Annotated in this window: 24 protein-coding genes; 23 read left to right on the plus strand and 1 reads right to left on the minus strand. The window is 38.6% G+C overall.

All coding sequences use genetic code 11. From position 1 onward, the window contains the following. Positions 1-49 precede the first annotated feature (49 nt). The 6 genes from BIV20_RS16410 to BIV20_RS16435 are packed head-to-tail and all read left to right on the plus strand — an operon-like array spanning position 50 to position 6,996. Positions 50-1,855 carry a relaxase/mobilization nuclease domain-containing protein gene (locus BIV20_RS16410; RefSeq protein ID WP_075721782.1) on the plus strand — a complete coding sequence of 602 codons (1,806 nt, stop codon included), beginning with the start codon at positions 50-52 and terminating at the stop codon, positions 1,853-1,855. Between the two features lie 51 nt (positions 1,856-1,906). Further along, the gene (locus tag BIV20_RS16415) at positions 1,907-3,148 is read left to right on the plus strand and encodes an ATPase, T2SS/T4P/T4SS family (protein WP_075721781.1); all 1,242 of its coding nucleotides are present in this window, start codon (positions 1,907-1,909) and stop codon (positions 3,146-3,148) included. A gap of 1 nt (position 3,149) precedes the next feature. Continuing rightward, the gene (locus BIV20_RS16420) at positions 3,150-3,638 is read left to right on the plus strand and encodes a hypothetical protein (protein WP_075721780.1); all 489 of its coding nucleotides are present in this window, start codon (positions 3,150-3,152) and stop codon (positions 3,636-3,638) included. After that, on the plus strand, positions 3,638-5,263 hold the full coding sequence (locus BIV20_RS16425) for a hypothetical protein (RefSeq protein ID WP_075721779.1): 1,626 nt from the start codon (positions 3,638-3,640) through the stop codon (positions 5,261-5,263). Before BIV20_RS16420 ends, BIV20_RS16425 begins: the two co-directional genes overlap by 1 nt. Continuing rightward, entirely contained in the window at positions 5,263-6,045 is a 783-nt protein-coding gene (locus tag BIV20_RS16430) for a hypothetical protein (RefSeq protein ID WP_075721778.1), read from the plus strand. Before BIV20_RS16425 ends, BIV20_RS16430 begins: the two co-directional genes overlap by 1 nt. Beyond that, positions 6,046-6,996 carry an InlB B-repeat-containing protein gene (locus BIV20_RS16435; RefSeq protein ID WP_075721777.1) on the plus strand — a complete coding sequence of 317 codons (951 nt, stop codon included), beginning with the start codon at positions 6,046-6,048 and terminating at the stop codon, positions 6,994-6,996. It abuts the gene before it with no gap. Between the two features lie 164 nt (positions 6,997-7,160). On the opposite strand, the gene BIV20_RS16440 is transcribed toward BIV20_RS16435, so the two are convergent. Continuing rightward, positions 7,161-8,534, minus strand: coding sequence for an IS1380 family transposase (locus BIV20_RS16440; RefSeq protein WP_242939811.1), 1,374 nt, complete (start codon positions 8,532-8,534; stop codon positions 7,161-7,163). A gap of 311 nt (positions 8,535-8,845) precedes the next feature. Between BIV20_RS16440 and BIV20_RS16445 the strand changes: the two genes are divergently transcribed. The 17 genes from BIV20_RS16445 (at position 8,846) to BIV20_RS16525 (ending at position 26,538) form a co-directional block, all read left to right on the plus strand. Then, positions 8,846-10,072: a hypothetical protein gene (locus BIV20_RS16445; RefSeq protein WP_143524573.1), complete on the plus strand. Its 1,227-nt coding sequence runs from the start codon at positions 8,846-8,848 to the stop codon at positions 10,070-10,072. A gap of 140 nt (positions 10,073-10,212) precedes the next feature. Continuing rightward, a complete protein-coding gene (locus BIV20_RS16450; RefSeq protein ID WP_075721775.1) occupies positions 10,213-10,647 on the plus strand; it encodes a hypothetical protein in 435 nt (144 codons plus the stop codon). 12 nt (positions 10,648-10,659) lie between these two features. Then, positions 10,660-10,986, plus strand: a complete 327-nt coding sequence (locus BIV20_RS16455) for a hypothetical protein (protein ID WP_075721774.1) — start codon at positions 10,660-10,662, stop codon at positions 10,984-10,986. Between the two features lie 281 nt (positions 10,987-11,267). Further along, a complete protein-coding gene (locus BIV20_RS16460) occupies positions 11,268-11,489 on the plus strand; it encodes a hypothetical protein (protein ID WP_075721773.1) in 222 nt (73 codons plus the stop codon). Positions 11,490-11,498: 9 nt separating this feature from the next. Then, complete coding sequence (locus BIV20_RS16465) at positions 11,499-12,509, plus strand: hypothetical protein (protein WP_075721772.1); 1,011 nt, start codon at positions 11,499-11,501, stop codon at positions 12,507-12,509. Then, positions 12,490-14,979: a VirB4-like conjugal transfer ATPase, CD1110 family gene (locus tag BIV20_RS16470; RefSeq protein ID WP_242939885.1), complete on the plus strand. Its 2,490-nt coding sequence runs from the start codon at positions 12,490-12,492 to the stop codon at positions 14,977-14,979. The genes BIV20_RS16465 and BIV20_RS16470 overlap by 20 nt, the downstream gene beginning before the upstream one ends. After that, positions 14,969-16,351: a C40 family peptidase gene (locus BIV20_RS16475; protein ID WP_075721770.1), complete on the plus strand. Its 1,383-nt coding sequence runs from the start codon at positions 14,969-14,971 to the stop codon at positions 16,349-16,351. Before BIV20_RS16470 ends, BIV20_RS16475 begins: the two co-directional genes overlap by 11 nt. 17 nt (positions 16,352-16,368) lie before the next feature. Then, positions 16,369-17,814 (plus strand): hypothetical protein, encoded by a 1,446-nt coding sequence (locus BIV20_RS16480; protein WP_075721769.1) that lies wholly within the window; start codon positions 16,369-16,371, stop codon positions 17,812-17,814. A 3-nt stretch (positions 17,815-17,817) separates the two neighbouring features. After that, entirely contained in the window at positions 17,818-20,148 is a 2,331-nt protein-coding gene (locus BIV20_RS16485; RefSeq protein WP_075721768.1) for a VirD4-like conjugal transfer protein, CD1115 family, read from the plus strand. 90 nt (positions 20,149-20,238) lie between these two features. Then, on the plus strand, positions 20,239-20,472 hold the full coding sequence (locus BIV20_RS16490; RefSeq protein ID WP_075721767.1) for a hypothetical protein: 234 nt from the start codon (positions 20,239-20,241) through the stop codon (positions 20,470-20,472). Between the two features lie 69 nt (positions 20,473-20,541). Next, positions 20,542-21,417, plus strand: a complete 876-nt coding sequence (locus BIV20_RS16495; protein ID WP_075721766.1) for a hypothetical protein — start codon at positions 20,542-20,544, stop codon at positions 21,415-21,417. Positions 21,418-21,433: 16 nt separating this feature from the next. Beyond that, positions 21,434-21,982, plus strand: coding sequence for a hypothetical protein (locus BIV20_RS16500; RefSeq protein ID WP_075721765.1), 549 nt, complete (start codon positions 21,434-21,436; stop codon positions 21,980-21,982). Beyond that, the gene (locus BIV20_RS16505; RefSeq protein WP_075721764.1) at positions 21,975-23,255 is read left to right on the plus strand and encodes an ATPase, T2SS/T4P/T4SS family; all 1,281 of its coding nucleotides are present in this window, start codon (positions 21,975-21,977) and stop codon (positions 23,253-23,255) included. Before BIV20_RS16500 ends, BIV20_RS16505 begins: the two co-directional genes overlap by 8 nt. Beyond that, positions 23,236-24,318 carry a hypothetical protein gene (locus BIV20_RS16510; protein WP_075721763.1) on the plus strand — a complete coding sequence of 361 codons (1,083 nt, stop codon included), beginning with the start codon at positions 23,236-23,238 and terminating at the stop codon, positions 24,316-24,318. Before BIV20_RS16505 ends, BIV20_RS16510 begins: the two co-directional genes overlap by 20 nt. Continuing rightward, positions 24,302-25,252 carry a hypothetical protein gene (locus BIV20_RS16515; protein ID WP_143524572.1) on the plus strand — a complete coding sequence of 317 codons (951 nt, stop codon included), beginning with the start codon at positions 24,302-24,304 and terminating at the stop codon, positions 25,250-25,252. The genes BIV20_RS16510 and BIV20_RS16515 overlap by 17 nt, the downstream gene beginning before the upstream one ends. Positions 25,253-25,269: 17 nt before the next feature. Then, positions 25,270-26,109: a type II secretion system F family protein gene (locus BIV20_RS16520; RefSeq protein ID WP_075721761.1), complete on the plus strand. Its 840-nt coding sequence runs from the start codon at positions 25,270-25,272 to the stop codon at positions 26,107-26,109. Positions 26,110-26,121: 12 nt separating this feature from the next. Next, entirely contained in the window at positions 26,122-26,538 is a 417-nt protein-coding gene (locus tag BIV20_RS16525) for a hypothetical protein (RefSeq protein ID WP_075721760.1), read from the plus strand. The last annotated feature ends 2 nt before the right edge of the window (positions 26,539-26,540 follow it).

The raw sequence follows: 26,540 nt of genomic DNA on the forward strand, positions 1-26,540 counted from the left end.
TGGCCGTCCAGAAATGGGCGGCTGCTTTCATATAGAGAAAGGATGGTTTATGGCAGAAGGAATTGTAGTAAAGATATGGAATGTTAGCGCAAATAGTAGTACGAGGTCTGGTGCATCACAGATTCAAAGTTCGATTGCATATATTGAAAACCCCGAAAAAGTTGGTGTGAGGATAGGGGATAACACTGGAACGCAAGTTGGAAATGAATTGTCATATGTGATGAACGATATGAAAACCTTGGATGGTTTATATGTTGGTTGCAGACACATCTCAAATATAAAAAATGCTACAGAGGAAATGATGCAAATCAAGGAGTTTTATGGAAAGCTTGATGGTCGAGTGGCAACACATGGAGTGATTTCATTAGATGAGAGTGAATCGAATCCAAAGAATGCCGGTAAGTTGATGCTTTTGTTAGACGAACTTATGCAGAAGGTATTTCCTGATAATCAGGTGGTATATGCGGTTCATACGAATACAGAGAATCTGCATATCCATTTTATATTGAATACGGTAGGTCTTGACGGAAAAAAGATTCATATGGATAAGAATTTTATGAAAGAGATTCTTGAGGCAAATCTTAATGACTTGGCGGAAAAATATGGATTCACTCCTAATGAAAAGTGGCAGAAGAAAAAAGAGCCGGAAACAATACCTCTTGTGCAAAGGAAGATTTTGCTTAGGGGGTTGATTGATAATGCTATAGAGCAAACAGATGATTTTGCTGCATTTATTGCATATTTAAGAGCGGATGGATTGACAGTAAATGTGGGTAAGAATCTGTCGCTTCAAATGGAAGGTATGAGTCATGCTATGCGAACAGGTCAGCTTGGAAGCAATTATACCATTGAGGGGATATGCAGTCGTCTTGCTTCAAAGTTAGATCCTCTGGTATGGAAGTCTGTTTCTGAGCAGTCGCATTATATCTCAGAGAGAGAAATGCTTTTATTTACACCAAATAAGATGAAAAATTATGCAGATATGGAGAAGGATGAAAAGACAGATGCAGTGAGATTATTAAAGCTTGGCAGAAATCCGTGGGTCGAAGCAAGGTCAGATAATTGGCAGATAGAAAGGATGGGTAAAGAACTAAATAAAATCGGATATGTATATGAACTAGTACATTTTTATTCCAGGGGAGCTGACAATACGGATGCTGCCATGAAAGCTATTATTGAAAAGCGAAAGATTTTGGCAGAAGAGCGTAAAGAGATACGGGCTAATCTTAAAGCTTATAAGCCTATTATTTCTATTTATGAAGAAATGAAAAAGTATATGCTTCGTGCTTATTTATATGATGCATATGGCAGGACGGAGTACATTGATGATTTTCAGAATTACATGCAGCTGTCCGACAGGCTTATAAAAATATATGGTAAGTCGGTGGAAGAGGTGGCGGATTATATTGCAGACCAGAAAGCGCAGCTTTTATATGCCAAGGCGCAGGATGCTGAACTAAATGAGCAATACAAGGTTATTAGAAAATATGTTGATGAAAAGAGATTTCTTGTTGACGAAATGGGACTCTCTTTCTTTAAGGCAGTTGGTCATAGTGAGGCAAAAAAAGATGCAAGAGAATATGGTGTATTTGCCAGTGATATTAAATATATAACTGCGAAGGATATAGAGGATGTCATTGTCAGAGTAGTGACTACTCCGGACGTTATTGATGGTAAGAATACCGTCACAACGACTGTAACTGTTATGACAAATGATGAGAAAACTATCAAAGAAATATCCTCAAGGGATATGGATGCAAAGGCATTTAATGATGCTTTATTTGAATTATCAAGTGAATATGGTTTAAGAGATTGCCAGACACATAGAAAAAATATCAGAAAAAATGTGCTGTAAATCTGTAATCACGATTTTTAGGCTCCAAGTACATTGTAGGAGGCGAAAATAATGCAGAGATTACAGTATCAAAAAAAGACAGATGGTTCCCTGATACAGGAGCCAAGTCTTTATAAGGTAAGTTCTATTTTTAAGGAAAATGAACTTGCAGATATGTTTCTAAAGCTTAAGGCTAATGTGTGTGACCTAAATCCTGCTTTAGTAACGAAATGTATTACCGGTACTGAGCAGGATTTTATTATGCTCATGAACCGTGCAAAGGAATTTGTGGAGTTTAATTATCCAAGAGCGGGACCAGATGTAAAGAGAAAGCTTCTTGATATGTTTCAGCAGTGTGTGTTTGGCTATTATGTTTTAACGCCACTTATCACTGCAAAAGATGTATCGGATATAAAGGTGTTGGGCTTCGACCATATTGTTGTAAAAGCAAATGGCGAGAGGTATGTGGCTGATATTAGCTTTTTTAGCGAGGACGATTATAAATCCTGGTATGAGAGAATCCATAGAATTCACAAGCTTGGTCGAGCAGAGGAATTTGCTTTAGGACATTGTACGGATAGAAAAGGTGTAGATGCTTTTTATTTAAGAATTGATGTCCAACATGCTTGTATCACATCTACAGAAAAGAACAATATTCATATTCGAAAGATGCCAAAGGAGAAACTTTCTTGGGAGTATCTTAAGGAAAACGGGATGCTTGATGATGAGATGATGGAATATCTTGCTGATAGAATTGGTGCAGGTTACGGTTTCCTAATTTCTGGTCGAGGTGGATCCGGCAAATCTACCCTTCTTAATAATATGGTTGACTGGATTCCCTTCAATCAATCCATTCTTGTTTCTCAGGAATCGGATGAGTTATACAGCAACGTGCATCCACAGATTCAGTTTGAGCACACCATGACAGTTAGAAAAAATGATGTAGTAACGGATTTTACACTGGAAGATGAACTTAGGCTTGGGCTTTTGCAGGATATTGACAATTTTATCATAGGTGAGATTAAGGGCGGTGAGGCACTTCATGTATTTACGACTGCTATGAGTACCGGTGCAAGGTTTTTTGGAACAATTCATTCCAATGATGCAAGAAGTTCTGTGACAAGACTTGCGCAGTGTGCCAGATATGTTTCGGATTATCCTATGGAAACACTGGAGGAAATGCTTACCTGTATGCCTTTTGTGCTGATTCATATGAGTCATTTTTCTATTGATGAAATTGTTGAGATTGATGGATGGGATGCAACTAATAAGAAGCTTAAGTTTGCACAGGTATATAGGAAGGAGTGCAAGTAAAATGACAGTTATGTATTTGATATTGGCGGTGCTTTCGATTGTTTATCTGATAGTGGCAACTGTCATGGACTTAAAGGAGCGAATGGTATTTGTGTTCCCCGCAATTGCCATAAATGCACTGTGGAGTGCGTATCTGCTTTTTAGTGGTTCATATGACAATACATTTTTAAGTGTGTATTGGATGGTAAATCTGATTGTTTATTTACTTCTGAACCACTTTGGAATCTGGGGCGGAGGAGACAGTGATTTGTTCCTTTTGATGGCCAATGTGTGCCTTGCAGCAGGCTCTGTTTTGAATGGATATAGTGCGGCATTTCTTGAGTGCATTTACCTGTGTGCAGGCCTTGGATTATCCATTGGCATTAGTCGTGTTGAAGCGGGAATCAAAAGAGAAAAGGTAACACTTAATCGCGGTGTTGCTGTGGCTCCAGGGATAGCGATTGTGATGATTGTGCTCCTATTGAAAGGGCTTATTTGGAGGGTGATGTGATGGATGAAATACAAATTATAGAAAGACTTCTTCCTCAGATGTCAGAGGTTATGAATGTAATCCCAGGAGAAGAATTTCGAATGAAGGATAACGATACTTTGCTGATCCTACAAAGGCGAATGGAAAACAGTGATCTTTGTATGGAACTGCAGGCCTTTAATGAAATCTTTTCAGATAAGGATGGCTGTAGTCTTCACAAGCTTAGAACATCAGCGGTTGCACTGATTAAGATTCGACTTTTGATTGAGCGTAAGGAGAGGGATTTTAATGCTAGAAGCTTGAGACTTCTTATAAAGGAATTCCATGTTCAGAGTACTAAGGTTGAGAACATTATCCATTTATCAAGTGTGAATGCGATGGCGGCTAGCGATTATCAGAGGGAACGAATTGAGCAGACACTTAAGAAGAATAATGCATTTCTTGATGCCTTTCGAATTGAGATAGAAACCTTAGAAAAGCGAATTGAAAGAATGCCCGTTTCAGATGAGGAGTTAGAAGAAGAGAAGTCTTCTGATTCTAGGAAAGGAAAAAAGAGTGAAGAAGTTGTAGCTCCAGTAAAGGCAGAACGAAAGAGTCCTTTTGGCTCAATTACAAAGCGATTCCAGGAAGCAAAGGAAAAGCAGGTAATAGATGAGCAGTTAAAGGTAGTGGAGAAAGAACAGTCGGTTACAAGCTGTGAGGAGATTCCATTTTATGAGAAGAGCCTTGGGTTTACAGAGAAGTATGAATGCAAGGATATTCCAGCATATTGCATTTTCAAGCGCAAGAACAATTTCTATTTTGGGCTTACTCGCAATGTAAATAAGACCACCTATGATAATCTTGATGGAAGCCTTATGGAACTAACAGAAGCAACAGATGATTTCTTGCAGTTTATGACTGTGGATCTTTTGTCGGAGGAATATAACTTAGTGCCTTTTTCTGATAAGGAGAAGGAAGCACTTCGAATGTATTTTAACTTCGTATCTGGTTGCTTTAGAAAGTATATTGGCGTGACTCTTACGGTGCAGGAATATTTGTCCTTTAAGGGTTATTACAACAAGCTTGTGCTTAAGATGTTCGAGCTTGAGAAGAAGGAAAAAGAAGACTATTACAAAGCATTGATATTGGCAGATGCCTATCAAGGATACATGGAGGGATATGACCTTAAGTGCTCCGATAATGAGGAAACAATTATCGCCAATATAGTAAAGGAGAAGCATGGAAATTATATCGATGACCTTAATCTTATTATGGACAATCATATTTGTGATGAGGCTGCGAGGGCTGATTTAGTGGAGCTGATTCAAAAAATTAGAGATTTCAATAAGCCTATGGAAATAGCTGAGGTTAAGAAGGAAGAGCCTGAGGTAATTTCTCCAAAACCACAATATGATTTGTTCCCAGTGATGCCTCAAATGTATGGAATGCCTATGATGCCAATGAACATAAATCAGGGTGTTATGCAGATTGTGATTCAGATTTTGAATCGAGACATGGAGGTTGTGGATGAGGCTTTATATGCTGGTAGCAATATTAGCCAGGCTCTTTATGATTATCAGTCGAAGGGCGGATATATCAAGAGACTTGGCTTTAGAAATAACGGACAAGACATTTTTTGCAAAGAAGAAAAGGAGATGATTTGATGAAGAAAGAAGGGAAAATTATGTGCGTTGGAATTGTAGTAATTGTATTAGTGGTTGTGGCGATGATTACAGCCAAGAATAATCATGGTACTCAGATAAGTGGGCCAGATGATATTGAAGTATCTGATCTTGTGTTTCGCGAAGAAATAAAAGATAAGGAAAAGAATAAGCTTGATTCGAAGGACAGAATGGAAAAGGTTATTTCCGATTACGAAAAGTCTTTAGGGAATGCAAGGTTTATCACGGTCGAAAAGGTGGTTCGAACTACCACAGAAGATACAGAGGGGAATTATAGTACAGTCTATGATTCCTATCTGGTATCTGATGTAGATCTTGTAAAGGGTAAGGATTCGACTGAGGAATTTGCTAATGCAGTATCAGCAGCGGAGTATGATGATAGCTTAATTCAGACTGTTGATTTTGCAGATGGATTTGGTTTTTCTTATCAGGGTCTTAATGCTAGAGGCATCTATGAGGCTCTTCTTGAATTAGAAGGCTTTGATGGAGATTTGTCTAAGGTAACATTTGATAACGAAACTCATGAGATGACAAAGCAGAATATCTATGTGCTTTTAGATGAGGGAAGTATTATTAAGAGACTTTTGCCGGAGTATGAAAGTAAGGATGTGATTGAGCAGAAAGTATATTTCCAGACCACAAAAGATGGGGATATAGAAGTTCCAGAGTGCTTTGTTGCAGTCATTAAATATCGTGAGGAGGATAAGGTAATCGAGAAGAGCATTTACCTTCAGGTGTCAGTGAATCATTGGGAGGTGGTATAAATGTCAAAGTTTAAGAAGTTAATGGCAGGGGTAATGTTTGTAATGGCATTGCTCCTGTCTTCAACTACAGTAGCCTATGCTGATGATATTGGAGCAGGCGGAACTGGAGAAGGAGATGGATCTGGATCTGGAGGTAGTAATGTGTATACCTTCTCATATCTGTATGATGCTGGTAGTGATTCTATTCAGCTTAAGGTAGATACCAAATATCCAATAAAGTCTTTTGGAAATACGACATCACACACCTTTACAAGTCCGTCTGATAACATCACTTTGTATACTCAGAATCCTAGGCTTGGTAGCTCACTTGATGGAGCTATTTCATCCATGATTTCTCAGGGAGGATACAACTTTACTGTTGCAGAAGTAAAGGAAAAACTGAATGCTCTTGGATATTATGATAAGGGTAATGGCGTATGGAAATATGATGGAGGTTATCTGACATATATTTCAGCAACCAAAATTAGACCAAAGCCAAAGAATCACACGGTAGCCTATGATGCTAATGGTGGTACAGGATCACCAGGTAATCAGACTAAGACAGAGAATGTAACTTTGACACTTTCCTCTAAGAAGCCAACAAGAACTGGATATAGTTTTCAGTATTGGACAGCAAGTATCGGTGGAACCTATTATCCTGGCGGTAGCTATACCCATGATCAGGATGGTGGAACCGTAACCATGAAGGCAAATTGGAAGGATGATATTGCTCCAAGCTGCAGCTCCTTTACCGCAGTTCCAAATTATTGGAGCGCAGGTAATGGGACAGTTTCATTTACAGTAAGAGATCAAGGAACAGGCCTTGCATCCGTTAAGCTTCAGAGATATTCCGATGTAAGTAAGTCTTGGATAGATATTGAAACTTGGACTTATAGTGGTACAAAGGATTCTCAAAGTGGAAGTTATGAGGAAACCTCAGAAGGAGTTTTTTATTATAACCTGAATCCGTGAAACTTAGTTGTTTTTTTACAGGAACTGCCCAGAATCAATGTTATTCATTGCTTTACACCGAATTTTAGTACACAATTCCTGTTTGTTGCGAGATTTATATCTATTTGCAGCTTATAAGGTGCAAAAATGACGCACCTTAACAAGCCTTTTTCTGTTTTGTATTCTTAGGCCAGAGCAAAACGCTTATAAACATCCATAAATGCATGACGCCATACATTACTGCAACCAATTGCCAAGACAATCCGTCGTCCATGAGTTGTTACATGTCCGGCGATTTGAATCAGATTCCCTATCACGGTTCTGATACGTCTTCTTTTAACAGGGTGTTTTGTTTTAGGAGCTCGCCTGCTTTTTAACGACTCCTGACCTATTAATCGCAAAATATTATACGCAAGCACAGTTAATTCAAGGACCAGCTCATTTGTATCAAATTTGCCGGATGGAAGTCTTTCAACATCCATATCCGTCTTGATTTCACTGTGAAACTGTTCGCATTCGCCGTGAGCATGATAGCCATTTATGATATCATCATCGCTCCAGCCGAGATTGGTCCATATCGTATTGCACTCGATATCCGGAACCAGAAGGAACTGTCCGTTTTTATCGGTTGTTCGTTCAATCACCTCATATACAATGCGCATGGTAATGGTTTTTGATTCTCCTTCGGAATCTGTATACGCTACATCTTTCCACGAAGAACCTATGTAAACAGTTTTTCCATCACGAGGATTACGGATGTCCTTACAGCATTCCTTTACTTTGGCAATCCAATCTTCTTTGGATTCACCTCTTCGAAGATTTCTTTTTACAATAAACCAGGAACCGTCTTCGATTAGAATGCCTAAGTTTTCAGCAGCATCATTCCCTGCGTCCATACGAACCAACAGTTGCTTGTCTGTCAGTTGATGTCCAAGCCGAAGTGTCTGCTTTAAAAATGCGGGTGTATTGCACTGGCAATGCTGACTTCCTTCCCGTAGCTCCGTATTTGCAAGAAAGCCTTCTGTGCCAATGTATGCCATCATTGGTGCATAACCATCAAATCCTTTGTATGTGTGTGCAACTCCTTCCTTATGTGTTTTTGAATTATCCATAGGAGTGACGTCAAGATCCAAAGGAACTAACCCGGATTCTAATGCGGAAGGCTGAACATGGAAGGTATGAAACATGGCAACATTTGCATTTAGGATTTCTTCCCTCAATGAAGACCCTATATCATCCATACGCTGACGTAAGGTCTCAGCAGATGGAATCGCCCTTGTGATACCAAGAGCAAGCTTGTAATACTCAGGATCATCAGACATCTCATTGATAGCATCATAAGAAGTCTTGCCCTGACAAAGAAGTCCGATATAAGAAAGAAGAATATCTCCGTTTTTGATTTGGCTCTGGGAACGTTTGCCATCAACCTTCATGTTATTGCACTTTTTAATGAAGCTGCTTTTGCCAAGCATCTGTCCCACAAGAGATAATCCGCTGGGAGTAATTAGTCTTTCATTGGAAAATTCGATTACGAGTTTTTTCATAAATATCCACCTCATATATTGATACTTATATTTTACTATATGAGGTGCTAAAAACACAGAGGAAATATGAGAAAGTCATATGTTTTTATCTTCACCCATTGGGTGAAAACAAAAACTAGAAATGAAACCGTGTTACACCCAGTATTTATCGGGTATACGCCCGAAATAAGGTTATCAAGTTTCACGGATTAAGGTATAAGTTAACTATTAAGGATAAGGCTGGAAATACAACAACAAAAACTTATAGCTATATTTATCTTGATCATAGTAATCCAGTGATTTATGGTACAGAAAATACTGTGACGACTTGGACAAAGGTTGCACCAGTGATTAACGTGATTGCGACAGATTATCTGTCAGGAACAACTTATAATGGTTCGGGATTAAAAAGTCTTGTAATTAAGGATTCGTCAGGAACAGTGGTTAAATCTGGAGTAAGCAGTGCGAAATATAAGTTATCTGCAGCTTATCAGGGAACATATACTTGGACGATTGTTGCAACAGATAATGTAGGACATACAAGTACTAAAACAGTAACAACAAGATACGATAAGACAGGACCAGATTGCAGCAGTCTTGTGGCGACACCTAACAGTTGGAGTGCAGGAAATGGAACTGTGACATTTACTGCAAGAGATTCTTGGTCTGGGTTATCCTCAGCCGTGCTTAAGAGATATTCTTATGTGACTGGAACATGGAAGGATGTGAAAAGTTGGTCGTTTAATGGAACAACAAGTTCTGTAACAAGAACTTATACGGAAACTGATGAGGGAGTCTTTTATTACAAGCTTGTATTAACAGATGCCCTTGGAAATACATCTTCCCATATATCAGCTACGATTTATCTTGATCACAGTAATCCGGAGATTTGGGGAGTTGAAAATACTGTGACAGATTGGACGAATGTAGCTCCAACAATAAGTGTATCAGCAACAGATTATCTGTATGGTACAAGCTACAATGGTTCAGGCCTTTCAAGTGTTGTGATTAAGGATGATTCGGGAAGAGTAGTAGGCTCTGGTTCAGCATCTGCTAGCTATACTCTTGAAAAGAAATATGAAGGTAAGCATACTTGGACAATTGTTGCTATTGATAATGTAGGGCATACAACAACCAAATATGTGACCACAAAGTATGACTGCACACCGCCTGGTATAGATGGAACAGAGATTACCTTTGTTACACCAGATGGGCAGACCGTGTCTGGTTATTGCCAGGATAATATTATCAGCCAACATATCGATGATGAAATTTCAAGAAGTCCAAACGGAGCAAACCTAAGCTCAGGAATTCGAAGTGTAATCTTGTATCGAGTGACAAATGGTAATAAGGTTGCTATCAATACAAGTAGTACGAAGAAGCTGTTTGGAAGCTCAGATACACATTCAGCATTTGATATGTATTATGAGATTGCTGCGAATGAAAAGGTAGCAAGCTATTATGAGATTATCGTAACAGACTTTGCAGGAAATACTGTAAAGAAAAAGCTTACTAGCCAGTACAGTTTGCTTAGCTGGTTCCATACGAGTATTGATAGAAGTACTTATGAATAGGGATTTAGGACTCCGAAATGGAGTCCTTTTTTCTTTTATAAAAAATTTCTGATTACCCGTTGACAACCATTTGAATATGTGCTATCTTAATATCAAGTTGATTACCATTTGATTACAAGAAAAGAAAGAGAGGTATTTTTATGTTCACTTACAAAATGAATGCTCAATTCGTGAACGGAACAAGTTTGTTTGATGATAGTATCAGAGAAGAGGTTAAGAAAGCAATTGAGAATTACAATTCAAAATCTTTGATTGCTAAGAATCCAAAGCAGATTGTTGACTACAGTTATTCAAATGATGGGGTTACGCTGATCATTGAATTAGAAAGTGAAGCAGAACTTCCAATGCCAACAAAGGCTCTTAGAATTTTAAGTACATATTTATCGGAGTGCTTAGATAAAAGCTATCTATCGCCAAATGGAAAGCAGCTTTTTAAGATGTCTGTAGTATCGGATGCAGATGTTGATAGTAATGGAATTATTGATAGTGATGATAATTTGTCTTTAGAGGAGTTCAAGTCATTATCTGTAGATGATAAATTAGTTGAAATTTATAAATTGTTGACCAGAAGATAGGAGGATGAGTGTATGTATACTAATAAATATTCTGTAAAATGGTTTGTGCCAATGCGTATTCAAGATGATTTTTCTGAAACAGAGAAAGCCTGTATTCAACGAGCTGTGGAAGCTTTTAATGAATATTTTAAGAATGCGACACCTAAGATGGTTTCAAACAAGAAATATATTTCTGACACAACTATAGACCATAATAAGGTAATCATAAGATTTGAAACAGAGAAACCGTTGGTGTTTATGCGTAGAGGTAATGCATTAAGACAGTTTTCAAGATTTCTTGCAGAAGAAGGATTTGATTTATTTGTGGCAGATCATCGTTTAATGCGAGCTAGTGCATAATTACTGTGTATGCTATATTTTTAGAGTCCCCTCCTGGGAGTTCGGGCAAGGAGGGCTAGGGTGGTTCGGAATGGTACCATCATAAAAAAACAGAATAAAATTGGAAGCTTAACTGCTCCAAACAAAGGAAATCTCAAGGAACGAAAAATTCTTTGAGATTTTTTTGATTTTTTCTGTAATCACGATTTTCAGGCTCCAAGTACTTAATGTAAGCGATGAGAGTTGAGCTTAAAAAACTTAAATCTTAGCTTGCGAAAAATAGGAAAGGAGAAAATTGTCGAATGGAAAAGCTTAGAAACAAGATTGATTCTGCAATCATTGGAGCAAAGTGCCGTCTTATGGCAAAGCGTGAAGGTAGCGACCAGCTTATCGTAATGTTCATCATTATCGCGGTAGCAGCAGGTATCGCAGGACTTCTTTACCTCTTCGGTAAGAATACATTGCTTCCAAACATTCAGAATAAATTGACAACTTTGATTGACGGTTGGTTCAATCACGCGTAAGGAGGACTCATGGGAAAAAACGCAGGTAAAAAAGCAATCCTAAGAGAAGAAAAAAGGCTTCAAAAAGAGAAAAAACGTCAAATAGAGCAGGCCAACAAAATGCTCATTCCAGTGAGTAAAAAAACAAATCAGTCACTTGGAATCATTTCATTTGACCCAGAAGGGACATTTCGATTTGTAAATAATCGCTGGCTTAGAGTATTTGTGGCAACGGAAGACACCTTATGTCATATGGCAAAAATGAGCCTAAAGCTTCACGGAAGGATGCGAATTACCATGCACATGAGCGGAAGTGGTGGCAGGGAAACCTGCCACATTTCTCTTATGGAAACCGGAGAAATCTATGAGGAAGTAAGACAGAAATTTAAGCACGATGAAGAATTTTTAAGAACTATCGGGGTGCTTAAACAGATGTCGGTTGATGAGGTCATGAACACAGTGGCAGAGAATTTCTTTATAGATACGAGGTTTTCATATGCTTCCTATGTGCGTGGAAACAAGGATTGGGAGAAGGAATGCTTTGCTAAGGTAACAGAGAGTGATGATTCGTTTACTACTGGAAGGTATTACGGAGAAGGATTTATTACTTTGGCAATGCCAACTGCCACTCAGGCAGATCTCATAAAAAGATTAAAGGAATTAGGATGTGAATTCTTTTTTGGAATTGACATGAACGCTTTATCTGTCGAAGAGCAAAGCGATTTCAATAGAAATCTGGAAAAGAGATATAACAGAAGATTATCTGTGAATGGAGCAGAGGATTATGTGAATACATCTATGATTCTTGCAATTATTTGTGATTCGGACGATGCAAGAAAGATCGTGGAACAAACCTTTGTGTCTGTTTTTGAAGGATATGGATTTTGTATGGCACCGGCATTTGCAAATCAGAAGCAGGTATATCATAGTCTGCTGAGCTTTGGAATTGTTGATGCGAAGGTAATGAGAAATGTAGATGTAAATGTTTTATCGGTAGTGTTTGGAGGTGAAAGTCGTGAAAATGCCAAAGTCGAAGTATGAGCAGACAAAGGTTCCGGATGAACCGCTTATAAAGGAAATGTCATCGGTACAGGATATTTTTTCAATTCTTAGCATCGATGACAGCGGTATATTTGAACTTCCGGCGAGAAGGTTTTCAAAGCTTTATGTACTCAGCGATATTAACTTTGCGGGAGTTACGGATGAAGAGCAGAAAGCTATTATCATAAACTTCTCAAAGGTGCTTAAGACAATTCCGTGTAGATTTTCATATTCTGTAGCCAATGAACATGTAGACGAGAAAAAGTTTCATGAAAAGATTTTGTATAGCATGAAACACGATAAGTATGACGGTTTAAGAAAAAGTTATAACAAGATTATTAAGGATAAGGTAAGCGATGCAAAGCAAGGGCTGTATCAGACGATTTATTTGACACTTACTATCATGGCAGAGGATATGGCTGATGCAAAAGGAACATTTAGTTCCATTGAGAGTGCGGTTAGAAGTGCTTTTGTTGGTATTGGTGTAAATGGTATCCAGGGCTCAGTCATGAGAACAGTAGGTATCAATGAGAGGATGCAGCTTTTATTTAATCTTACCCATATTGGAATTGAGACAGAATATGAATTTGATTTTGACAGAGAATTAGCCGCTAAGCATGATTGGGTTAATATCTTGTCTCCAGCAAGTGTACGTTTTGAAAATGAGCATTTTGTAATGAATGGACAGGTCGGCAAGGTGTTTTATATTCATGAATATCCAAAGAGCTTAGAGAGTGACATTATATCGGCACTTAGTAAGATGAACTGCACAAGCTATGTAACCGTTAATAATGAGCTTCTTGATATTTCGGGCTTTAAGCAAGAGATAGCAAGAAAGTATATGGGTGTTGGTATGAAAATTGAAAACGAGAAGCAGAGAAATCGTAATAATAACGACTATCTTGCGGATGCTAGCCAGAAGCTCTTAAACGAGAAGGAAAAGTTGGATCAGTTTTCAAAGGAACTTGATACCAATGATGACCATTATTTTAACTCTACAATGATGGTACTTATTATTGCAGACGATATGGAAGAACTTGCAAGAATTGAAGAAAAGCTTATGAATGCAGCCTCACTTAAGTCATTAAAGCTTAAAAGCTGTTTTGGAAAGCAAAGAGAAGGACTTAATTCTGTTTTGCCACTTGGCATTCAGGAATTTAAAAGGGTAGTGAATCTTTCTTCAAGTTGTCTTGCAATGTTAATGCCATATAAGACGCAGGAACTTAATGATATTGGTGGCATTTATTATGGTGTGAATCAATTGTCTCAAAATGTGATATTTGCGGATAAAAAGAAGCTTAAGAATCATAACGGTCTTATCTTAGGACAGTCAGGTTCTGGTAAGTCAGTATTTGCAAAATCGGAGATTATCTGCACGTATACCAATTACGAGAATGATCAGATTCTTATCGTGGCTCCACAGCTTGAATATAATGGGTTAGCTGACGAAACGGATGGTACAGTTATTTCCTTTGATAGCACCAAGGAGGCTTATGTGAATCCTATGGATGTGGATTTTGAAGGAGTTGATTATGGGCGACTTAGAGAGATTATCTCTGATAAAGCGGATTTTATTTTGTCGTTATTATCGAGCTGCTTAAAAAGGGATATGCTTCCGGAAGAGCAGGGAATCGTAGATAGCGTTATTGAAAAGGTTTATTCAGAAAATTATGCCATGAGAAAAAGACTCAATGGTATATCTGAGGAAGAATCAGAATATAGCGTGCCAGGATATATGCGAAGCGATTCTGTTGTAATTACTGCAGAAACAAATATGAGCAATGAGGAACAGGTTAGAGCTTATTCGCCCACCTTACAGGATGTGTATCAGGGGCTTTTGGATGAGGGAAGCAATCTGGCAGTTCATTTAGCAGCGGCTATGGAAATCTTTGTAAATGGTTCACTTAATCTGTTTAATCACAGAACAAATGTGGATCTAAGCAATAGATTTATCGTATTTGATTTATCTGGTCTTAAGGATAATCTTCGTATCACTGCGATGCTTATTATGATGGAGACTGTAAGAAATAAAATCAAGGAAAATGCGAAAGAAGGACGTTGGACACACCTTTATATTGACGAATTTCATGAGCTTTTAGCGGTGGAACAAGTGGCTTCCTTTGTACTTAAGCTGTGGAAGGAAATCAGAAAAATGTCCGGTATCTTAAATGGTATTACTCAGAATATGTCAGATTTACTGAACAATGATAATGGCGGTAAGCTTCAGGCGATTCTTTCTAACACGGAGTACTTTGCGCTTCTTAGCCAGTCAACGCTTGATAAAAATAAGCTGATGCAGTTTTTACCAAGTATCAGTCCTGCAATGTTTAACTTTGTTGATAATGCAGCAAGTGGTACTGGACTTCTTAAGATGGGGGCTGTAACCGTACCATTTGATATGAGAATGGATAAGAATAGTGAAATCTATAGAATTGTAAACACTGACGGAGGTGGCAGCTATGGAGTTTAAGAGTAGCCAGGTTGCCTTTAAGTCAAAGAACAATTTTACAGATGACATGAAAAGATTTGTGGTTGATGAGGTAGCTAGATTTACTACTGATAGTAATGAAGCTGCCTCTGCTTCGTTAGATGAGATGGCAGAAAAGGCAGTGAGGTTATCGGCTGATAAGAATAAACGCTCAGTAGAAGAACAAAAGCAGATACTTCATGAAATCAAAGAAAAGAAAAAGGCTCTTAAGAAGGAATCAATCAATCCATCAGATCCAGAGATGATTACCAGAGGTTCTTCTTATTCCAAATCAGAAACTGTTGCTAGTTCATCCAGATCAACAGTTGGAAATGTTTCGAGTTCGACTGGCTCATTTGCAGATACAAGCACAAGTTATTCTTCTAACTCTGCAGGAAATTCTAAGTCTACAGAAGGTAAATTTGGAGGCGAAGAGGTAATAGAAAAGGAATTCACGAAAGAAACAGATAAACATTTTTCTGATGACACTAAGTTTGATAAGGAGACAAAGCAGAAGGAACTGAACAAGAAGCAGGACACAGCAAAAAAAGAAAAATCAAAGGAGCAGAAGAAGGCTGCATCAAAGACTTCCATCGCAACGATGCTTCGAGCAAAAAAGGATATGGCAAATGACCTTGCTTCCGATAAGTCTACAGGAAATGCTTTCGCGGATGGAGTATCAGGACTTATGAAGACCTTAGTGGATTTAGTAAATCCGATGCGATGGGTTAAGTCGTTACTAGCAAAGCTTGGAGCAATTCTTGCTCCATACATTGCAATTTTTATGGTGGTTGCAACAATTGTAATAATTATTGTGATGTTTATCTTTTCGGTATTACAGCCACTAAAAGAAGTGAGCGATGCTATTACAGGGTTCCTATCAGTCTTTTCTTCGGAGCCGGATGTTTATATCAATTCTACCATGTCTAGTGAGGATATTGATGAAATTGTTGAGGCGATTACTTGTGATGAAACACAGGAGAAGGTAATCAGATTTGCATTAAGTAAAGTTGGTAGTCCATATAGTCAGGCGAATAGAACAAGCGGAACAGCATTTGATTGTAGCTCTTTAGCATATTATGCGTGGGATGCAGCCGGAACAGATATTAGTTATGGGACAAGGTATCCACCAACAGCTGCAGAGGGAGCAAGGCTTCTAAACGAAAAAGGAAAGACATTAGATACCATGGATTTGTTGCCGGGAGATTTAATCTATTATGGTGGCAGTAGTAATGGAAGATACATGGGAATCTATCATGTTGCTATTTATATTGGAAACGGAAATGCAGTGGAAGCATTAAATGAACGCTGTGGCGTGGTTTACCAGAAGTTGCGCACAAAGAATGCCATTATGGTCGCAAGACCTAACAAATAGAAGGGAGAGATGAAAGTATGGCAGATGAAATTTCACAGGTAGTAGAGATGGAGTATAAGGGAGTGTATTACCTATTTAAAGGAAGTAAAGCAATGGTTGCCTTGATTGCAAAGGCGATTAAGGCTTTAACTGACCATCATTACAATAAATATTTGAACAAGCCAGGAAACTGTGACTGGAAGAAGATGCAGGAGATATCAAAAGGGGTTCCACCTATTTTAGAGTTTCCGAAGGAAATGTTTGAAGAAAAGGTTATCAGAATTGATTCTGATGGAACTAAGATTATGAAATCAGACTTTGACCTTTATTGTGAAAAGTACAATTTGAGATATTGTATTATGCCAGACCTTAATCCGAATGATGACTATATTCCGGTTGCAGTTCCAGCTCAGGATGTAGGAATTCATAAGGAACAGATTAAGGCGGTTATGGAAAGACGAATCAACAATGAACAGGATAAGGACAAGGCTATTGATGCCAAGATTGTTATGGTCAAAGAGAAGATTGCAAATGCTACAAGTGATACGGAAAGAGAGGCTGCAGAGAAGGAGCTTGCAATGTTACTTGATGCGAAGGCTGAGAATGCAGATCTCTTAAAGGAATCAAAGGAAAAGGCAGAGCATGAGAATGAGATTGATTTTGCTGAGTACTTAAAGCAGGGAGAGGGCTGTCTTTTTGCAACTGATCCAGAGAGAGCATTGGAGCAGGATGAGGTGTGTGGTATTGTCCGTGAATACACGCCGTATGATTGTATGTGGCCAGTAAGAGATGAAGACCATATTCCAGAGACTGGTGAGGTTTTCTACAGTCAGGTTACCAGTGATGAAAAGATTCATATGATTAAGCGTGAGTTTCGTAAGGATGATGCAGGCCATATTTATTCTGAGTATAAGGTTAGAATGCCAGGATCTTCGGAAGTGAAGATTTTCTCTGATTATGGATTAAGCCGTGAACAGTGGAAGAAGCAGATTCCAGCCATGCTTAAGGAAGCTGGTCTTGAGAATGGACAAAAAACTGCAGTTGTTCAGTCTGAGGAACGTTTCAAAAAATATCAGGAGTATCTTGAGGCAAATTTTAAGAAGGCTTCTGAAGGAGAAAAGCCGGCAGAAGCGGAGTACAGCAGTGAGGAAGCCAAGGAATTTGTGAAGGGATATAATGCCAAAGTTCAGGATAAAAAGGAATATGAAGAGACGCTTTATTCTACTGTAGCAGTTCCAGTTGCAAAGCTTATGCCGGACGGAGAAGAAGTAATGTGCATGGAGATTTCAGAGGGGCTTGTAAAGGGTGTGATGATTGAGTCTGTAAATGACAAAACAGCACATGTTTTTATTAAGGATGATGCAACATATTCGGTACAAAAGCACGATGGAACCATGAAGGAAATGTCAGGATCAGACATTGCAAAGAGTGTATCGGAATCTGCAAAGGAAGCAATTTCAAAGGTTGCAGGAAGGAGAAGATAGTCTATGGGTAAAACGGGTGGAAGTTCCATAAAGAAGCATACAAGAACACTTAAGGAAACATTGATTATGTATGGCATTGGTTCAGTTCTTTGTATATATCTTGGATTTCTATGTGGCGCTGTATGGATGCCAGATAATAATTTGTGGGAATTTATGGCGAACTTCAATGAGTTTATTATCCAAAGACACAATTTTATAGTGGGGTTTACGAAAGCAACCCCTGCTTTTATTGCGGTCTTTTGGGTAATGTTTTCTATGGCATTCATTATTATGGCAACAAAATTTGAGCATCCGTTTGCAGGTCAGGAATATGGTGTGGCAAAGTGGGGAAATGCAAAAGATTTTACAAGACAGTTTGCAAACCATGATCCAAAGAATGAGATTGAAGTAGTAACCGGAAATGCGAATATATCAGAGAAACTTACGGTTAATTGCAAGAACTACTGGCTAGCAGAGGGTGTGTATCTATCCATTGATAATGTGAAAACCTCAAATCTTAATATGCTTGTTGTAGGACCTCCAGGTTCTGGTAAGTCTTTCAGACTTGCACGTCCGATGCTTAGTCAGCTTTGTGGGAATTTCCTTGTAACTGATCCAAAGGGAGAATTGTATAAGCAGACAGGACAGTATTTTGAGGATAACGGTTATGAAGTAATGGTCATGAATGTGGAATCAGAGGATGGTATGCCAATGAGTATTCATTTTAATCCATTCCGATATATTAGAAACGAGTCAGATATTATGTCCATTGCAGGTATCTTAATGAAAGCGACAACTCCACAGGATGAAGCTGGCGGTGGTAATGATCAGTTCTTCGAGCAGAGTGCAGAAGTGCTTTTGACTTCACTGATTTACATCATGAAGGAATATATCGTAGAGGAAGAAAGAAACTGGGCAACCTTTGTAAAGCTTCTTAATGCGACTACAGTCTATACAAAAGCAGATGGATCGATTGATAACAGACCAGGGGGAATATTGGATATTGCAAAGAAAGCACAGCTTAAGTGGAAGAAGAACCATGATTCCGATTTCCCTGGGTATGTTGCTATTGAGAAGTATTATAACGGTGCAGCGGAGACAACATCCTCTATTGTAGCTTCTCTTGATGCACATTGTAGATATATGAAACTGCAATGTGTAATTGATTTGTTATCAGAGGATGAAATCAAGATTAGCGAAAGCTTTGGCTATTCAAGAAAGAGCGAGAATTCAGCAACTGGAAAGAGAATACTGTTTATCGTAACCAGTGAGGATAAGAGATATTATGACTGGATTCCAAGTATGGTTTATTCATTATTCTTTGATGAACTGTATCATCTTACAGCAATTGATCCAAAGCTTCATGAAACACTGCCACATCATTTGACATTTTTGATGGATGAATTTGCCAATGTTACTTTGCCGGATTCCTTTGTCGAGAAGCTATCAACTATGCGAAGCAGAAATATGTCAGCAGTTATTATTGTGCAAAACTTAATTCAGCTTAAGCGCAAATTCCCAAAGTTTGATATGGATAAGGACCTTATTGGTAACTGTTCCATAATCGATATTTTGGGTGCGCCTGATATGGACTCCTGTGAGTACTTAAGTAAGCATTTTGGTACCCAGACGATTCATAAAGCAAGTGATTCTGATGCAAAGGATTACAGGGGAAGTAGTTCAAGGTCAGAGGATGTTATGCAAAAGCCTCTTTTATCTGCAGAAGATATTTTTGCGATGAAAAAGGATGGTGAGTGCGCCATTGTCATTAAGGGTGCAGACCCACTTTTTGAAACGAAATGCCGTATGGAGAAAACTCCTTTTGTGAAGTTACTTTGTAGAAAGACAAATCCTTATGATCCAAAGAGAACAAGACAAAAACGAGAGAAGTTTAAGATGGAAAACAGTATGTTTTTCTTAAGTGGAGAAGAAGCAGTTACACAGGCAAAGAAAATTAGGGAATCAGGTAGTACAATTCTTCGATTGACGGAGAATGATGTTGAAAACCTGATTTTGGAGGGAAAGATGGATACTCCTGTAACAACTTTAAAATTCACAGAAGAAATGCAAAAGAAGCTTCATGAGAATTATGAGAGATACATAGATGAGCACTCTACAGCTCCTATTGATTTTTCAATTTATAAGGAAAAGAATGATGACAGTGCGGAGGCGAAGAAGAAATATGTTAGTCGAGCAGAAACTGTACAAAACCTTATTCAGTACGGATATTCTAAAGCTCAGATTAGGTTTTTATATGAGCTTATTATGGCAGATTATGACGCAGAAAGAATACGGAATATGTTCCCGACCGACTGCGCCATTGAAGAAATAAAAAATTTTGCAAAAATTCTATAGTTTTTCTGTAATCACGATTTTCAGGCTCCAAGTACTTAATGAAAGGGTTAAGGAATTAGCTCTTACCAATAAGGAAAGGAGAACTAAAATATGGGAAACATGATTTTGGCAGCAACAAGTTATACAAAGGCTATTACAAGTTTAAAGTCTGTGCTCCTTACACTTGGTAGTGCAATTGGAGCTGTAATGTTGGTTTATGGTGGAATTAAATTTGCTATGGCATTCCGCCAGATGGATCAACAGGGTGAGCATCAGGCTGTTTACTCAGTAGTAGCTGGTGGCGTTCTTGTAGGATTAAGTGCTCTTGTTTCAGCACTTACCTAAATTGGTCCCGGCTCTTTTCTATGAGGAGCTGGGATTTTTTCGTTAACAGGTAGTAGAAAGGAGACGTTTATGGAAGGCATAGTAAAAGCGCTATATAACTGTGCGTTTACCGTCTGGAATGCTCTCATGGAGATTGCAATGACGCTCTTTACTACAAGTCCTAAACTGGCAGCAGGAGGAACACCATATTCAACGGTGCACACATTTTATAATGCAATAGCAGATGCGACTGTACCAATTGCGACAGTGTTTTTTATCATTGCAATTTATAAGTCAGTCATATCGGCACCGCCCGGACAGCAGGCACAAAGGTTTCTGCATGATGCGTTAAGATACTGCATTATCTTATATATCGCAGCGAATATGTGGAGCATTATGGGTTACATCATTGATTTCACAGATGGAATTACAGGAAAGCTATCTGCAGTTAGTGGTTACACATTATCCGTAAGTGGAGATATGGAAACGATTATAGAGGATTGCTTGAAACTACCAAGTTTTGAGCTATCTGGAGAGTGGCTTGAAAAGTTCTGGAGTACAATCGGATGTTCATTGTTGTTCTTGATTGGCGGTATCGTATTGCTATTTATTATGGTTGCAAGTTGTTTATCTATCATAAGTAGCGGATTCCAGAGAATCTTAAAGCCACTTATGATTCTGCCATTTGCAGGAATTGCTATTGCACTTGGAGCTGGAGGTCACGATATTTCAAGATCACTTGTAACATATATCAAGACTTTCTTTGGATTCTGCATATCTGGAGCTTTGATGGTAGTAGCGGTAAAAACGGGTGTATCGTTATGTACGAATTTGGTGAATTTTGATCTCGCAGGTGCATCGAATATCTATAAGTGCATCTTAATTACCGTTCAGATGGCAATCACACCAATTGTAATCAGTGGACTTGTAAAGGGTAGTGATGCAATCACTGCAAGAATGTTCTAGGAAGGAGAGATTAGTTATGGCGCAAATGAACAGAAATGTAAATTTGGAAGAGATTGATTCGGATGCATTATTCGGTATCGATGCCTTAAAGAACCAGACGATATTGCAAAAAATAGTGTTTTTCGGAAGTGTCATTGCAGGAGTGCTAGTTAATGTGTTGCTCCCACTGTATTATGACACCCCAAGAATAGTATGCATTCTTATCTTTTTGGGGCTTCTATTAGTGGGAGTAGCAATTGGCTGTAATTATACAGAGGACATGACTTATGGAAAGTATCTGTATTGCTTTTTCTTTAAGCCGTCTATATCCCTTCAGTATGTATCAACAGAGGATGTAGAGAAGGTAAAGGAAAAGGCCATTGTCTTAAAGAAAGAGGAAGAAATGACCTTAAGTCGACAGCAGCAGGCAGATCCTGCAGAGCAAAGAAAGCTTTTGATTAAGTTAGTTGCTTTTGTGTTGGTTATCGTAGTAGCGATTGGTTCGGTATTTATTTACAAAGGAATTAATGAAGGAAACAACCTCCACCATGAGGCGGGGGAGATTATGGAGGAAACAGATGAATAGAGAAATGAAAGAATACGCAGATTTAGCTAGACTTCTTGAAACTGAATTCCATGAGAGACAGGATGCAGGAATCTTAGCAAATCTCAATAAGAAAAACATTGAAGGATTACATGTCACAAGAGAGAAGATTCTTTCAGACATGAGAAGACAGTTAACAGAGTATCAGGATGAAGAGGGTAACGAGCTTACCAGTGAAGAAAAGGATCTTGTGATTGATCTCATTAAGAAAGAGTTATGGGGTTATGGGATCATTGATGATCTGATTCATGACAAGGGAATTTCTGATATTAAGCTTTATGGGCCAAGTAGAGTCCGTACCAAAAGAACAGGTAAGAGAGAAGAGGCAGCAGTTACTTTTGCTGATGATGCAGCTTACAAGATGTTTGTTACAAAGCTTCTTGAAAGAAACAAGGTAAACCTTGGTACTGCCAATGCGATTCAGACTTTTACTGATGCAACTCAGGATGATTTTATCTTACGAATCACGATTATCTCTGGACTTTTGGTGGATGGTGGAAAACCAGTAGTGGCGATTCGAAAGATTCCAAAGGATAAGTACACACTTGAGAATCTTGAAAAGGCTGGAATGTTTAAGCACAGAGCATCCGGCAGAACTATCAAGTTGGATCGTTCTGGTATTAAGAAGTATTTTTCTGAGGATAATACAGATTTCAATACCCTTATGAATCAGATGATTCGATCAAAAGGGATTCTTTTTACCGGTAAGGGAGCAAGTGGTAAGACAACTCTTATGAATGCCATGATTGCTGAAATCCCATTTGATGAGTCGGTGATGATTTGCCAGGAAAATGCAGAGTTATTTGACCTTGTGCATCCAGACTTATTTAGTTGTCATGTAATGACCAATCAGGGTGATTCAAAGATTAGCTATGAGCTTGGTGATTTAACAAGAGCAGCACTTCTTGTTGACCTTGACCGTGTGATTGTAGGTGAAGTAAAGGAAGGTTCAGAAGCAGCTGGTCTTTCAAAGGCATCTATGACAGGACATAAGTGTTGGACTTCTGTTCACGGAGAAAGTTGTGAGATGGCAGTAGATAAGATGGCAGATTATATCAGCCAGGCTACTGGATATTCCACAAGAGATTCTTTAAAGCAGTTACAGGGTTTTGAGTATGTAGTGCATCTTCGTAACTTTATGGTAGATGAGATTATCAGAATCGCTGGCTGGGATAAGGAAAGAGAAGCTTTGATTTTTGAGACTGTATATCCTTTTGTGGCGAAAGGAGTAGGAGATGAGAAAACGAGTTGTTAGTTTGGCACTTATTACAGCAATGGCATTTTCATTAACTGGATGCGGAATGTTTAATACGCTTCTTGGTTTGTCAAATGATAAGCCTACAAGCTTTAAGGATGTAAATGATCTTGAAAGTGGAAATGCTTATGTATGGCATCATGAGGGCGGAAAGATAGAAGAGGATCTTAAGAAGGCCAGTGATAAGAATGTATTTTTTACCTGCATTACTGGGAATTACAACTTTAAGAAAAAGGAACTGGAGGAAGTAACAGAATATCCAAGAAGCATTTGGATTGATACATCTACGGATTCAAAGATTCCAACAGTGATGGCAGGAGATTATCTTTTATACGTGCATGATGAGACGGTACCGGAATCCATTGTCTTTGAACGATTTGCTGATTACGGATATACGATTGGTATTTCTAATATGCAAGCAGATATGGGAGGACATTATTATCTGATGTTTGCTGATGTTGAGGACGATGATTACAAGTACTTCATTGACATGGAGTCAGATGCATCGGAGCTTACAAAGCTTGGTGTTATCTCAAAGCTTTACCTTGATAAGGTAGGGAATATGAGAGTAGATAAGGATTCGGTATCGGATGGTGGAACTGTTCTTAATCTTAAAAAGGACAAGACATACACCTGCGAGTTTTACACAGGAACTTATTATCAAGATTTTAGCTTAAAGGCCAATATCCATAGTTTTGGAAGCTTTGAGAGATTTGTAAGTTACGATTACGAGTTTATGCATAGCAATGTAATTGCGATTAAGATTCCAGATTACTTTGTCAGTGGATATTACTTTGTAAATGGTGTAGGGCTTTTTAGGTATGTATCTGATACTGATGCAAAGGCATATAACGGAGAAGCTTATGATCCAAACATCAACTGGAACGAGCCTATGATTCTTTATAACGAAGATGGAACCGTTTTATATGATCCAAGTGATCCTGATAGCAACAAGCCAAACATCGATGATATCTCAGACCCAGGAGATTATGGGGATGTGGATATAAATGTGCCAATAGAAGTAGAAGAAAAGGAGGAAGATGCAAGTGGAGGTAGTAGTTAAGATGATTCCCTGGGCGCTCATATTTCTCTTTGCATTTCTCTTTATGTTTATTGTTCATAAGAGATTTGTTGAGAACAATGTCTGGGGAAAACTTGTAAAGAAATATAAGGATAATGTGGATGCAAAGGTGTTATCGGAAGCCGAGTTCGTAACGAGATTTGGTGCCATTGAGAATAATTCCCTTTTGTATAAGCTTGATCGAATGATGCTTGTCAGTGGTATTAAGAACAGATTTAAGTTTGCAAATGGCGAAACGTTCTTAGGAGCGCTGATTCTAGCTGCGATTGCAGGTTTCTTTGAGGGGACGATTCTCTTTCAAAATGGATTGGTTGGTATCTTTTTAGCTTGTGCCCAGGCAGTAGTTCTTTATGGAATTGTCATGGCACTTGCAGGAAAGACTTACAACCAGATTGAGGATAACACAGCGATTTTTATATCCATCTTATCTAATCATGCAAAGGGTAGCAGTGATATCGTAACAATCTTTCAGAATACGATTCCGTCTCTATCTGGTCCACTTAAGCGAATTGCAGAGAAGTTTGTGATGGACGCAGAAGCAACGGGAAATGTAGATATTGCTTTTGATTATATGAAAGAGTCGGTAGACAACAGACAGTTGCAGACCATCATTGTAAACCTAAAAAACTGTATGCATTATCAGGCAAATTATGAAGAGGTGTTAGCTCAGATGATGAGCCAGGTGGCAGCAGGATTATCAGCGCGAGAAGACAGAAAGAATATTCTGTTTTCCATGAAGATGACACTTGTTGTTATCAGTATCATGGCGGTAGTTATCGTTCTTATTATTGGAGCGGGTCTTGATATTGATGTAGCAGGAAGTTTGACAGGAACAATTGTAGGACAGATTTTACTTCTGATTACTGGCCTTTTATATCTGATGGTCGGTATCAAGATGTTTAAGACAGACAAGTAAGAAAGGAGGACGATGGATTGATTAAGATTTTATATGCATTATTGTTTATCATTGCATTTTCTCTTGCCCAGGGCATTGTATATCTCATCAGAGGTACAACCCCAGCAAAGGAAGCAAAGAAGACAATCAATAAGGTGAAGAGTTCATCTGTATTAACAAGGTTTGTCGCTGAGAAGCAGATTGAGCTTAAGAAGATGGGAGCCGGAGTTCTCCTTAAAGATCAGATGACAGTAAGTCAGTGGTACATGTTTAAAGCTTTAATGGCAGCAGCATTTGGAATGATTACATTCTTTATCATAAGTGGAGTTATGAATTCAGCTGTTGGTAAACCATTAACAGTTGTGGCAGGAGTACTTGGCTGGTTCTTCTTAGATGTGATTTTAAGATTACAGAACAAGTCATCTAATGACGAGATGATGCCTGACATCATGGAAATGAGTAGATCCGTGCTCTATGGAAAACGGGGCGGTCAGTACATTGCAGATGCACTTAAGGATTCTGTAATCGTAGTTGAGAATAAGCGTCTTAAGACAGCGCTTATGAAGCTTCGAAGTGAGCTTGATTCTGGAAGATCCTTAGATAGCTGTCTTTATGAGCTTGAGATGAGCTTTTCCAATGGTGAGATTAGTTCGTTCTGTACTGTCATTAAGTCCTTGCAGTCAACAGGTCAGGTAGATGAAGCGCTTCGTACACTAGAAAGTAACATTGAAAGAGAGCAGGTCAGTGTAAATAAGAGACGTTGTATTGTACTTGAGCAGAAGACAATGCTTTATGTAGTATTTATCGCTATGGATATCTTAGCCATGATACTTTATTGCATTGTTATGAAGTTATTAGAGCTTCAGATTGGATTTTAAGGAGGTGGCAGCATGAAGTTATTAAAGAAAAAGCGCAAAGCCTCCGTCATTGAAAACACGCTTGTGATGTTTATCAATCTGGTTTTAGTCTGTGCATTCCTTGTGATTATCTTTGGTGCCTTTTCTGGCATCAGTGATAAGTGGGGAATGAGACAGGTGGCAAGAGAGTACATGCTGATTATGGAGACAGAAGGATATCTTAAGCCAGCAGATCAGGCAGCACTTAAGGCAGAGCTTGAAGGTTATGGACTGTACAATATCAGTTTTTCGGGAACCACAACCAGTGAAGTGAATTATGGAGACAGAATTTATCTTTGTATCAGTGGAACCTATGATGACAATATTTTATCTTTTGCCGGAGCTATATCTAAGTATACGACTCATCCAAGTACCATTACGATAAAACGCCAGACAACGGCGAAGCAGTAAGG

Origin of the sequence: Roseburia sp. 499 (assembly GCF_001940225.2) — a bacterium.
Lineage (GTDB): Bacteria > Bacillota > Clostridia > Lachnospirales > Lachnospiraceae > Petralouisia.